Annotated in this window: 11 protein-coding genes and 1 pseudogene; 7 read left to right on the top strand and 5 right to left on the bottom strand. The window is 72.9% G+C overall.

Going from position 1 to position 11,852, the window contains the following annotated elements:
• Window positions 1-186 precede the first annotated feature (186 nt).
• Window positions 187-1,227: a zinc-binding dehydrogenase gene (locus tag AB0P24_RS47260; protein WP_365805578.1), complete on the top strand. Its 1,041-nt coding sequence runs from the start codon at window positions 187-189 to the stop codon at window positions 1,225-1,227.
• On the opposite strand, the gene AB0P24_RS47255 is transcribed toward AB0P24_RS47260, so the two are convergent.
• Window positions 1,211-1,867 carry a TetR family transcriptional regulator gene (locus AB0P24_RS47255; protein WP_365805576.1) on the bottom strand — a complete coding sequence of 219 codons (657 nt, stop codon included), beginning with the start codon at window positions 1,865-1,867 and terminating at the stop codon, window positions 1,211-1,213. The two genes, AB0P24_RS47260 and AB0P24_RS47255, sit on opposite strands and share 17 nt — an antisense overlap.
• Window positions 1,868-2,076: 209 nt before the next feature.
• Between AB0P24_RS47255 and AB0P24_RS47250 the strand changes: the two genes are divergently transcribed.
• The 4 genes and pseudogenes from AB0P24_RS47250 (at window position 2,077) to hemC (ending at window position 6,718) form a co-directional block, all read left to right on the top strand.
• Window positions 2,077-3,549 carry an MFS transporter gene (locus AB0P24_RS47250; RefSeq protein WP_365805574.1) on the top strand — a complete coding sequence of 491 codons (1,473 nt, stop codon included), beginning with the start codon at window positions 2,077-2,079 and terminating at the stop codon, window positions 3,547-3,549.
• 340 nt (window positions 3,550-3,889) lie between these two features.
• Window positions 3,890-4,134 (top strand): annotated as a pseudogene (locus AB0P24_RS47245) (DNA-binding response regulator); the annotation flags it as partial.
• A 93-nt stretch (window positions 4,135-4,227) separates the two neighbouring features.
• A complete protein-coding gene (locus AB0P24_RS47240) occupies window positions 4,228-5,184 on the top strand; it encodes an ATP-dependent DNA ligase (protein ID WP_365805582.1) in 957 nt (318 codons plus the stop codon).
• A gap of 598 nt (window positions 5,185-5,782) precedes the next feature.
• Window positions 5,783-6,718 carry a hydroxymethylbilane synthase gene (gene hemC / locus AB0P24_RS47235; RefSeq protein ID WP_365805580.1) on the top strand — a complete coding sequence of 312 codons (936 nt, stop codon included), beginning with the start codon at window positions 5,783-5,785 and terminating at the stop codon, window positions 6,716-6,718.
• A gap of 111 nt (window positions 6,719-6,829) precedes the next feature.
• Here the strand turns inward: hemC and AB0P24_RS47230 are convergent, their stop codons facing one another.
• From AB0P24_RS47230 to AB0P24_RS47215, 4 genes are all read right to left on the bottom strand, one after another.
• Window positions 6,830-7,360 (bottom strand): hypothetical protein, encoded by a 531-nt coding sequence (locus AB0P24_RS47230; RefSeq protein WP_365805572.1) that lies wholly within the window; start codon window positions 7,358-7,360, stop codon window positions 6,830-6,832.
• A gap of 197 nt (window positions 7,361-7,557) precedes the next feature.
• Entirely contained in the window at window positions 7,558-8,409 is an 852-nt protein-coding gene (locus tag AB0P24_RS47225; protein WP_365805570.1) for an ABC transporter permease, read from the bottom strand.
• Window positions 8,369-9,196 (bottom strand): ATP-binding cassette domain-containing protein, encoded by an 828-nt coding sequence (locus AB0P24_RS47220; protein WP_365805568.1) that lies wholly within the window; start codon window positions 9,194-9,196, stop codon window positions 8,369-8,371. Before AB0P24_RS47220 ends, AB0P24_RS47225 begins: the two co-directional genes overlap by 41 nt.
• A complete protein-coding gene (locus tag AB0P24_RS47215) occupies window positions 9,193-9,648 on the bottom strand; it encodes a MarR family transcriptional regulator (protein ID WP_365805566.1) in 456 nt (151 codons plus the stop codon). The genes AB0P24_RS47220 and AB0P24_RS47215 overlap by 4 nt, the downstream gene beginning before the upstream one ends.
• A gap of 276 nt (window positions 9,649-9,924) precedes the next feature.
• Between AB0P24_RS47215 and AB0P24_RS47210 the strand changes: the two genes are divergently transcribed.
• Together AB0P24_RS47210 and AB0P24_RS47205 are read left to right on the top strand one after the other, a co-directional pair.
• A complete protein-coding gene (locus AB0P24_RS47210) occupies window positions 9,925-10,728 on the top strand; it encodes an RNA polymerase sigma factor SigF (protein ID WP_365805564.1) in 804 nt (267 codons plus the stop codon).
• Between the two features lie 203 nt (window positions 10,729-10,931).
• Complete coding sequence (locus tag AB0P24_RS47205) at window positions 10,932-11,747, top strand: VOC family protein (protein WP_365805562.1); 816 nt, start codon at window positions 10,932-10,934, stop codon at window positions 11,745-11,747.
• Window positions 11,748-11,852: the final 105 nt, after the last annotated feature.

Below are 11,852 nucleotides of genomic sequence, written 5' to 3'. Positions count from 1 at the left end.
GAAGAGCCTGCGCCAGCGCCTGGCGAACTACTTCCAGGACCTGGCGAGCCTGCACCCCCGCACCCGGACGATGGTCACCACCGCGGCGTCCGTGGCTCCCCCCGGCCCGGCGGCCGGCCCGAGGGAATCTCCTCGGGCGGACGGCCCGACGGACCTCCCGGCACCACCAGAGAGCGAGAGTCACCCATGGCCACGATGAAGTCCGTACAGACCGGTGGCGTCGGCAGGATCGAGGTCGTGGACGTCGAGCGTCCCGCGCCCGGTCCGAAGGACGTGCTGCTGAAGATCCGCGCGGGCGGCATCTGCGGCACCGACGTCACCTTCCTGCACATGGGCGGCATGCCCGCCCGCGCCCACCTGGGCGGCGGCCTGGTCCCGATCGCCCTGGGCCATGAGCCGGCCGGCGAGGTCGTCGAGGCCGGCGCCGAGGTCACGGGGCTGAAGGCGGGTGACCGCGTGGTGGTGAACCCGCAGGACGCGCCCACCGGGATCATCGGCTGCGGCGGCCGGTACGGCGCCCTCAGCGAGTACCTGCTGATCGAGAACGCCGAGGTGGGCCGGAGCCTCGCGGTGTTCCCGGACAACGTGCCGTTCGAGGTCGCCTCCCTCAACGAACCGATGGCGGTGTCCCGGCACGCGGTCAACCGCTCCCAGGCCGAGCCGGACGACAAGGTGGTCGTCTTCGGCGCCGGACCGATCGGGCTGGGCGCGGCGATCTGGCTCAAGCTGCGGGGTGTGCGGCACGTGGTCGTCGCCGATGTCATCCCGGCCCGACTGGAGAAGGCGCTGGCCGTGGGCGCGGACGCCGTGATCAACTCGGCGGAGGAGGACGTCACCGCGCGGCTGACCGAACTGCACGGGCAGAGCGCCAACGCCCTGGGCCAGCCCCGACCGGGCACGGACGTCTTCATCGACGCGGCCGGCGCCCCGGCCGTCTTCAACACCGTGGTCGCCAACGCCCGGTGGCACGCCAGGCTGGTCATGGTCGCCGTGCAGAAGAAGGGCGAGATCGACCTCGGCGGGATGCTGCGCAGCGAGCTGACCCTCATCGCCTCGCAGGGCTACCCGACGGAGATCTTCGAGGTCACCCCCGAACTGGTCGAGCACCACGAGCGGTTCGCGCAGCTGATCAGCCACCGTGTCCCGTTCACCGACGTGCACCGCGCCTTCGAACTGGCGCTGACGCCGGGGGCCGCGGAGAAGGTCGTCGTCACCTTCGACGCGTAGCGGAGACGGGCGCCAGCCACAGCCCGAGGAGCGCGTCGGTGAGCCCGGTGGCCGCGTCGCTCCAGGTGGCGCGCGGGGTGGCGGTGCCCTCGGCCAGGGCGCGCTCCCGCTCGGCGCAGGTGTGCAGGATCAGCGTCCTCGCCATCAGGCCGCGTTCGGTGCGGACCTCGGCGGGCAGTTCCGGCAGCCGCCGGTTCAGCGCGTCGACGGCCTGGCGCAGCGACGGCGAGGCGAGGGACTCCTCGACCATGATGTCGTAGAGGGCGGGGTCCGTCATGACCTGGGCGCAGAAGCGGGCGTACCAGGTGGGGCTGCCCAGGCTCGCGAGGTGTTCGGTGATCGGGCGGACCAGGCAGTCCACCCGGTCGCGGATGTCGTCGGAGTCGCCTGCCTCGGCCAGCAGACGGAGGCGGATCTCCTCGATCCGCTCGAAGTGCCGGGCGGCGACCGCGCGGACCAGGTCGGCCTTGGTGCCGAAGTGGTAGCCGACGGCCGCGTTGTTGCCCTGGCCGGCGGCCTCGCTGACCTGGCGGTTGGAGACGGCGTACACGCCCTGTTCGGCGAAGAGCCGCTCCGCCGCGTCCAGGATGGCCTCCCGTGTCGCGCTGACCTGGTCCGCCCGAACCGTCCTGCCGGCCATGCCCACCACCGCTCCGGGACCGCGCACCACCCGGACCGGCCTGTCCCGCGAGCCGTACCGGGGCCCCGCCCGAAGCGGCGAGGTCCAGCCGAAGAAGCCTACGCGGCAGGGGCGCACCGTGTGGTCGCACCCTGCCAGTACAGTAAGTCAAGCGCCTGACTTAAATAATGCCCAGTCGCCCCATGTCCTGCCTACGGAGGCCCCGTTCCATGCCCGAAGCCCCTGTCCAGCCCGCCGGGTCCACGACACCGGCACGACCGAACCCGAACGCGGTGGTGGCGGTGCTGGCCCTGTCCGGTATCACCGTCTCGCTGATGCAGACCCTGGTGATCCCGATCGTCCCGGAGCTGCCGAAGTACCTGAACGCCTCCGCGTCCAACGCGGCCTGGGCGGTGACGGCCACCCTGCTGGCCGCCGCCGTCGCCACCCCGGTGGCCGGCCGGCTCGGTGACATGCTCGGCAAGCGGCTGATGCTGCTGGTCAGCCTGGTGCTGCTGGTGTCCGGCTCGGTGGTGGCCGCGCTGAGCGACTCGCTGGTCCCGATGATCGTGGGCCGTACCCTCCAGGGCCTCGCGGCCGCCGTGGTCCCGCTGGGCATCAGCATCATGCGCGACGAGCTGCCGCCGGAGCGCCTCGCGGGCGCGACGGCCCTGATGAGTGCCTCGCTGGGCGTCGGTGGCGCGCTCGGCCTGCCGGCCGCGGCGTTCATCGCGGACCACTACAACTGGCATGTGCTGTTCTGGACCTCCGCCGCCCTCGGTGTCGTCGCGTTCGCACTGGTCATGCTGCTGGTGCCGGAGTCCAGGGTGCGCTCGGGCGGCCACTTCGACGCGGTCGGCGCGGTGGGCCTCGCGGTCGGCCTGGTCTCGCTGTTGCTGGCCGTCTCCAAGGGCGCCGACTGGGGCTGGGCGAGCGGCACCACGCTCGGCCTGTTCGCGCTCGCGGTCCTCGTGCTGCTCGCCTGGGGCTTCTTCGAACTGCGCACCACCGAGCCGCTGGTCGACCTGCGCACCACCGTCCGCCGCCAGATCCTGTTCACCAACCTGGCCTCGATCGCGTTCGGCTTCTCGATGTTCGCGATGTCCCTGGTGCTCCCGCAGCTGCTCCAGCTGCCCACCCAGACCGGCTACGGCCTCGGCCGGTCGATGCTGACGGTCGGTCTGGTGATGGCCCCGCAGGGTCTGGTCATGATGGGCTTCGCCCCGCTGTCGGCCGCCATCACGAAGGCCAAGGGGCCGAAGATCACGCTCATGATCGGCGCGGTGATCGTCGCCGCCGGCTACGGCCTCAACATCGTCCTGATGTCCGAGGTCTGGCACCTGATCCTGGTCTCCTGCGTCATCGGCGCCGGTGTCGGCTTCGCGTACGGCGCGATGCCCGCGCTGATCATGGGCGCGGTCCCGGCGTCGGAGACGGCCGCCGCGAACAGCCTCAACACGCTGATGCGGTCCATCGGCACGTCGGTGGCGAGCGCCGTCGCCGGCGTCATCCTGGCCCAGCTGACCATCAGCCTCGGCGGCGCCACCCTGCCCTCCGAGAACGGCTTCAAGGTGGTCATGGCGATCGGTGCGGGCGCGGCCGTCCTGGCCTTCGTCCTCGCCTCCTTCCTGCCCGGCCGCCGCCCGGCGGACCCGGAGCCCGCTCAGACCCCGGCCAGGCCCACCGCGAAGTCCGTGCGCTGACCCCGGACGCGGACGGTGATCCTCGGTGGGGCGGGCCGTACCCCGGCGGGCGGCCCGCCCCCGGAACGCCGGCGTCGAGGGCACCCCGCGGCCGCTGACGGCGGGCGTCGGCCCGGCGGCGTACCGGATCGCACAGCGGGCGCCGGCCATCGTCACCGAACACGCCTCGGCCGGGTCCGTACGTCCGGGGCGGCCGGGCCCGGGACCGGCCGCCCCTCCCCGTCGCCGGTGACGGCGCCGCCAACGCGCCTGCCGCGCCCGCCTCTCGGAGACGTTTTCGGGCTGACCGGGACGCGCGAGCGGGGCCGGTCGGCCGGCGGCGCCTTCGCCGCCGTACACCAGGACGGGGGCGGCCGGCGAGTCGCTGCTCTCCCCCGCCACGCCCCGCACCCTGATCACCGGGTCCCCGGCCACGCCCGCGCCACCGAGGAGACCGCCTGGGAGCTGTTCGTCTCCCCGCTGACCGTGCGCACCCGGGTCCACCGGGCGGTGACCGAGCTGGACGCCCGGGGGCGGGCCCAACTGGTGGTGACGGCCTGCCAGTCGGGGCTGGTGCAGGCCCCGCCGCCGGTGCCGGACGCCTGAGGCCTGTTCGGGGGAACCGGTGCCGGAAGGCGCGTGCGGCGGCCGTGACCGGTTCACATCTCCTGAGTGACCGCCCTGCCGCTGATCCCGCCCATGCTCGCCACCCCCGGCCGGCTGCCGCCCGCCGCCCAGGACGCCCGCTGGGCCTACGAGACCAAGCAGGACGGCCAGCGGGTGGTCGTCTACCTGCCGGGCGACGCCAGCATGCTGCTGCGCGCCCGTTCCGGCGAGGAGATCACCGCCGCCTATCCCGAACTGCGCCCGCTGGCACAGGCGCTGGGCCGCACCCCGGCGATCCTGGACGGCGAGGTGCTGGCCGTCGACGAACACGGGCGTGCCGACTTCCAGTTGCTGCAGAGCCGGATGGGCCTGGCCCACGCCCCGGCCCGGGCGGCCCGGATGGCGGCCCGGGTCCCGGTCCACCTGGTGCTGTTCGACGTGCTGCTGCTGGCGGACCCGCTGCTCACCACGGCGTACGCGGAACGTCGCAGACGCCTGGAGTCCCTGTCCCTGCAAGGCCCGTACTGGTCGACGCCGCGAGCCGTCGTCGGGCACGGCGCCGAGGCGCTGCGGGCGACCCGGGAGCACGGTCTGGAGGGCCTGGTCTGCAAGCGCCTGGACTCGGTGTACGAGCCGGGGGTGCGGTCCCGCGCCTGGATCAAGATCCGGAACATGCGGGCCGAGGACGTGATCGTCGGCGGCTGGCTGCCGGGCAAGGGGCGGCTGACCGGGCTGCCGGGCGCGGTGCTGGTCGGCCAGCGGTCCGCCGACGGGCGGCTGCGGTACGTCGGCGGGGTGGGCACCGGCTGGAGCACGGCGGAGCGGACCGAACTGGCCGCGCTGCTGCGGGCCGCCGCGACCGGCTCGTGCCCCTTCGACCCGGCGCCGCCGGTCCCGGGCGCCCACTGGGTGCTGCCCCGGCTGGTCGGTGAGGTCAGCTACAGCACCCGGACCCGGGCCGGGCTGCTGCGCCAGCCGTCCTGGCTCCGGCTGCGCCCGGACCTCGCACCGGAGGAGTCGGCTGCGGACCTGCCGCCGGACCTGGGCTGACGGCCGGATCCGCCGTGCCGGCGGGGCCGGCTTCGGCGGCCTTGAGGACCGCGGTTCCGGCGTGCGGACGTCGAGCCGAAGGGGGCACGAGGACACCGGCTTCGCCGCCTGTCGCGGCCGGCCGTGCCGTCTCGCATTCGTGTGCGACCCCGGCGGCCGGTCCTGGCATGACGGTGGGACGGCTCCCGGGACAAAACCGCCGCCGGGCGCGCTGGGGTCCAACTCCCCGTGCCGTACCGGCTTCCGCGTCGGCGTCCGGCTCCCGGGCTCGGACCGCCTCGACGTCGCCGCCGGTGATCAGCACGTCGGCTCGGTGGCGGACGGCGGGGCCGGTGGGCCGCCCGCCCCGGCCGAGCGCCGCGAACTGCCGCGCCACCGCCGTCTGCTGCGCCACCGCTCTCTGCTGCGCCACCGCTCTCTGCTGCGCCGCCGCCGTCTGCTGCGCACCCCCGTCGAACCCGGCCGTATCGGGTGCGGACGCCGATCTGTTCGCCTTCGGCCGGTGGCTGGAAGGGGCCGGGGCACCGGCTCGCTGCCGCAGACGGAGGCCGACAGGATGTCGGAATCCGCGGACGGTCAGAAGGTCTATCGTGTCCTCATGTCGGTTCCCGAGTTGATCCGTATCGTCTCCCGCGACTCACCGATGGCGCTCGCTCAGGTGGCCCGTGTCCGGGCCGAGTTGGCAGCGCTGTATCCGCAGGTGCGCACCGAGGTCGTGCCGGTGAAGACCACCGGCGACAAGTGGCTCGGCGATCTCTCCAAGGTCGAGGGCAAGGGCGCGTTCACCAAGGAGGTGGACGCCGCGCTGCTGACCGGCGAGGCGGATCTCGCCGTGCACTGCGTGAAGGACGTCCCGGCGGACCGGCCGCTGCCCGCCGGGACGATGTTCGCGGCGTTCCTGAAGCGGGACGACATCCGCGACGCCCTGGTCCACCCGGGCGGGCTGACCCTGGACGAGCTGCCGCCGGGCACCCGGATCGGCACCTCCTCGGTCCGCCGGGTCGCCCAGCTGGCGGCGGCCCATCCGCATCTGGAGTGCGTGCCCTTCCGGGGCAACGCCAACCGGCGCCTGGCGAAGCTCGCCGCCGGTGAGGCGGACGCGCTGCTGCTCGCGCTGGCGGGCCTGGAGCGGATCGGCCGTACGGACGTGGTCAGCGAGGTGCTGGACCCGGAGACGATGATGCCGCCCATCGGCGCGGGCATCCTCGCCCTTCAGTGCCGGGAGGGCGACTCGGAGCTGATCGACGCGGTGAGCGCGCTCGGCGACCCGGCGACCCACCGGGAGGCCACCGCCGAGCGGATGTTCCTGCACGTGCTGCAGGGGCACTGCAACAGCCCGATCGCCGGCTACGCCCGGGTCGACGGCGGCGGTGAACTGTCGCTGCGGGCCTGTGTGTTCACTGCGGACGGCAAGACCCGGCTGAACGCCCACGAATGGGCGGGCCGCCTGGACCCGGCCACGCTCGGCACCTCGGTCGCCGTGGCCCTGCTGCGCCAGGGCGCCCGCGAGATCATCGACGGCATCCCGCACTAGGCGCTCCGCCGGCGGTGCCGGACGTGCCGTCGTTCGTCCGCGGCGCCGTCGTGGCCGGTCACGCCCGCACGGCGGTGGCCGCATATCGGATACGGCCCCGCGGCGGCCTGCTCAGGGAGCGGTGGGGCCCGGCTCCGTCTGGTCCTTGAGGAAGGCGGTCACCTGGTGGGCCAGGCTGCCCGGGCCGGCGCCCTGGCAGGCCGTGGCGGTGGTCGACTCCAGTACGCCGATGCCGCCCGCCCACAGCCGGCGCTCCGTCCATTCCTCGTCGACCCGGAGCTGGACCTGGACGTCCACCTGGGTGAGGGCGGCCTCGGGGCCGGCCGCGTAGAGGACGGCGGTGGCACGGCGCAGCGGGTAGACGTCGAAGCCCTCGATGAACTGGGAGTTGCGCCAGTCGATGAACGCGCCCTCCCCGTCGGGGCCGACCCGGACGTCGATCTGACCGTCCTCCAGTTGCACGCTGAAGTGGCCGGAGCCGCGGTTCTCGATGGTGACCCGGACACTGAAGTACGTCAGCCCGGCCGCGGCGTCGTCCCGGCCGCGCGGCGGCTCGGACTCCTCCAGGCGGTGGACGCGGACCCGCAGACCGGCATGCTCGTCGTACTCGTGCCAGTCCCCGACCACGTTCGGCTCGTACACAGTGCCCCTCTCGACTCCCGCTGTCTATCTGTGTGCTCAGCGCACTGTCAAATGGGCGGAATGCGCTGTGGCCAGGGGGTTCGCCCGCTTTGATCGCTGATCAAGCGTTGCGCAGCGGTTATCCGGCCCCGGGGTCCGGAGCGGGTCGCGGGCGCGTGCCGCACATCACGTCGGCGTGTGTCCCGCCTGCGGCGGGATCAGCGGGCCAGGCGACCGAGCAGTGCGGAGGCCGCGGTGATGCCGAGGGCGGCCGCGACCGCCAGCACGCCGAAGTCGAGGCCGAGGTGGGCGGGCGTGCCGAGCAGCAGGCCGCGCAGGGCGTCGACCTGGTAGCTCAGCGGGTTGATCCTGCTGGCCACCTGGAGCCAGCCCGGCATGATCGCGACGGGGTAGAGGGCGTTGGAGCCGAAGAACAGCGGCATGGTGATCGCCTGCCCGATGCCCATCAGCCGGTCCCGGCTCAGGACGATGCCGGCGATGCTCATCGACAGGCAGGAGAAGAACGCCGAGGCGAGGACGACGGCGAGGCCGACCCCGAGCAGCTTCAGCGGGTTCCAGGTCAGGGAGACGCCCAGGATCGCGGCGATGACGATCACCACGACGGCCTGGATCAGGGACTTGACCCCGGCCGCGAAGGCCTTGCCGGTGATGAGGGCCGAGCGGGGGGTGGGGGTGACGAGGAGCTTGTTCAGGATGCCGGCGTCGCGCTCCCAGATGATCTGGATGCCGTAGAAGATGGCGATGAACATCGCGGACTGGGCGATGATGCCGGGCGCCAGGTAGTCGAGGTAGGGGATGCCGCCGGTGGGTATCGCCCGGATCCGGGTGAAGGTCTGGCCGAAGATCAGCAGCCAGAGGGCGGGCTGGATCGCGCGGGTGTAGAGCTCGGTGCGGTCGTGGCGGAGCTTCTGCAGTTCGACCGCGCACATGGCGACGACCCGGGCGGGCAGCAGCCGCCAGCCGGAGCGCGGCCGGGGCGGGGTCAGCAGCAGGGACGTGCCCGTGCCCTCAGCCGACCCGGTTCGCGGTGCGGCGGGTGCTTCGGACATCGCGGAAACCTCCTGACCGGTCGTCGAGGCCGCTGCCGGCCACGTCGCGGAAGACGTCTTCGAGGGTGGGCAGGGCCTCGGTGCCCTGCCGTTCGGCGAGGCCGCGCCTGAGCTCGTCGGGGGTGCCGAGGGCGCGGATCCGGCCGCGGTGCATGAGGCCGACCCGGTCGCAGTGCTGGTCGGCCTCGTCCATGTAGTGGGTGGTGACCAGGACGGTCATGCCGGTGGCCGCCCGCACGGAGTTGATCTGGTCCCACACGCCGGTGCGGGCGATCGGGTCGAGGCCGATGGTCGGCTCGTCGAGGATCAGCAGCCGGGGCGCGCTGACCAGCGCCTGGGCCAGTTCGAGGCGGCGGACCATGCCACCGGAGTAGGTGCCGGCGAGCCGGTCGGCGGCGTCGGCCAGGTCGACGGCCGCCAGCGCCTCGGCCACCCGTGCGGCCCGCTCGCGCCGGGGAACGTCGAAGACGCGGGCGAACAGCTCGACGTTCTCGCGTCCGGTGAGCCCGCTGTCGGCGGACAGCTGCTGCGGGACGTAGCCGAGCAGCCGGCGCACGGCCATCCGTTCCCTGCCGGTGTCGTGGCCGAAGACGCGGACCATCCCGGCGGGGACGGGCAGCAGGGTGGTGATGCAGCGGATGGCGGTGGTCTTGCCGGCGCCGTTGGGGCCCAGCAGCCCGAAGACCTCGCCCTCGCCGACGTTCAGGTCGAGTCCGTCGACGGCCTTGGTGTCCCCGAAGCGGTAGGAGAGCCCGGTGCAGGCGACTGCGGTGGTGTCCGTTGTCATGATTCCTCGGCCTCCTCGTGCAAGGTGTCGGCCAGCCTGCGCAGCGCGGGAAGCGCCGCTCTCAGCGCCTCCCGGTCCGCCTCTGCCAGCCGCGCGACACGGCCGGCGACGAGTTCCGCGCGGCGGCGGTGCCAGTCGGCGAGCCGTTTCTCGGCGTCCTCGGTGAGCTGCAGCCGGGCGGCCCGCCGGTCGGCCGGGTCGGTCTCCCTGACCAGGTGGCCGTCCTTGACGAGCTGGTTGACCAGGGTCGACACCGAGTTGCTCGCCAGGTACAGCTCCTTGGCCGCGTCCGAGATTCCGATCCCGGGCCGGGACTCGACCAGCCGCAGCAGCTCCACCTCCGCGCCGCGCAGCCGCGGCAGGGTGAGCCCGCGGCGCAGCCGGCGGCGGATCAGCCGCTGGAGGCCGACCAACGCGTCGGCGAGTTCTTCCGGAAAGGTCTCCGATTCCACACCTGGAAGATTACCTCTGTTACAGAGATATACCCGTCAAGGAACGGTCAAAGGAAGAACCGACGAGAAGATCAACCGCCGATAGAAAGAAATACCACCCTATCGACCGTATTGTTTTGTTATGTGCCATTCGGGGCATCAGCACCTCAGTGCTTCGGACCGGAGGCACGTACGTGGGAACCGCCTTCCGCCGGCCGCCCCCGTGTCCTCCGCAGGGTCCGAGCGCGCCTCCCACGGTCTCCGTACACCAGCACCTCGCTGAGGGAGGTGCGCGCGATGCGTGCCACCTGTAAAACCAACTCCCATCCGCACGACGACGCCCCGGACACGGCCCAGGACTTCGTCCGGCTGGCCGGACTGCCCGAGGGCCCGGCGCGCCGGGCGCTCAGGGACCAGCTGGTCGAGCTGTGGCTGCCCATGGCCGAGCGGATCGCCGTACGGTTCCGCGGCCGCGGGGAGACCCTGGAGGACCTCTACCAGGTCGCCGCCCTGGGGCTGGTGAAGGCCGTCGACCACTACGACCCGGCACGCGGCCGGGCCTTCGAGGCCTACGCCGTCCCGACCATCACCGGCGAGATCAAACGCCACTTCCGCGACCACATGTGGACCCTGCACGTGCCACGCCGGGTCCAGGAGTTGCGCAACCGGGTCCGGGTCGCCCTCAAGGAACTGGGCCAGACGACCCCCGGGCGCGTCCCCACCGTCGCCGAGATCGCCGTGCGGGCCCAGCTCACCGAGAGCGAGGTACGGGCCGGGATGGAGGCCCTGGAGTGCTACTCGGCGCTGTCGCTGGACGCCGAGGTGCCCGGCGGCGACGGCTATGTGCTCGGGGACACCCTGGGCGGCCCGGACCCCGGCTACGACCTGATCGTCGACCGCACGGCCGCGGAACCCTGTCTCCAGGGGCTGCCCGAGCGCGACCGGCTCATCCTCTATCTGCGGTTCTTCCGCGGCATGACGCAGAGCCGCATCGCCGAGCAGCTGGGCATCTCGCAGATGCACGTGTCCCGCCTGCTCAGCGCCTGTTTCGAACGGCTGCGCGAGGAGCTGCTGACCGAAGCCGAGGCCGAGGCCGGCTGAGACCTCCTCGGGTCTCCTTGAGCTGGTCGCCCTCTTCCCGCAGGTGGAGGATCCGGTCCGACTCGCTCTCGCCCGTCCCTCCGTCGCGTCACCCGTATGCCCCCGCGCCACCGGGGTACTCGGCAGGCATTTCCACCGCTTCCGGTTGGAGACTGGTGGCAGACCGGTTCTCCCGCCGGCCCCGACACCAGGACACGAGTGCCATGAACGACGACACGCCTCCCCCCGGACCCACGCAGAAGAAGCGATCGGTGCTCTCCACGCACTCGGTCTTCGGTGCCCCGTGCTGGGTCAGCCTGACCAGCCGCGACCTGCAGACGACCGAGGACTTCTACAGCGCCGTGCTCGGCTGGCGATGGCGCAGCGTCCGGCTCGGCGACCATTTCCGGATCGCGCTGGCGGACGGGGCGCCGGTGGCGGGCATCGCAGCGGTCGCCGCCATGTGGCAGATGGCGGTGGCCTGGACGCCGTACTTCGCCGTACCGGACGCGGACGAGGCGGTGTCGCGGGCCCGTGAGCGGGGCGGGACGCCCGCGGTGGGGCCACTGTCCTTCCCGCCCGGCCGGGCGGCGCTGATCGCCGACCGGGACGGCGCCGTCTTCGGCATCTGGGAGGGGGAACTCGTCTCCAACTGGGAGACCTGGCGACGGGCCGCCCCGACCTTCATCCGCCTGCACACGCGCAACGCCTTCGACTCCGCGATGTTCTACGGCGAGGTACTCGGCTGGGCCTCCGACAAGCCGGGCTGCTGCGAGGTCGAGTACGAAGGCGGCGAGGTCGTGCTGCGCAGCCGGGGCGATGCCGTGGCCCGCATCGACTCGGGGGCGGTGGAGGCTGCGCCCGATCCGTCGGTACGGCCGCACTGGCAGATCCACTTCGCGGTCGCCGATGTCGCCGAGTGCGCGCGGGCCGCCGAGAAACACGGCGGCAGCGTGCTGAGCGAGGAGGACACCGAGGCGATTCTCCGGGATCCGGACGGCGCGCAGTTCACGGTGACCACGTCACGCGGGGGGCGCTGAGCCGTTGCCGGGTTCGCCCCGGTGGTCGGGTGCGGGTGCGTCGTGGCTGGTCGCGCAGTTCCCCGCGCCCCTTTCAGGGGCGTCAGGCGCAGCGCCCCTTCAGGG

The organism is Streptomyces sp. NPDC086519 (assembly GCF_040686075.1).
Classification (GTDB): domain Bacteria; phylum Actinomycetota; class Actinomycetes; order Streptomycetales; family Streptomycetaceae; genus Streptomyces; species Streptomyces shenzhenensis.
Note: the sequence above shows the minus strand (reverse complement) of the source record. Positions and strands in the feature narration are given on the sequence as shown.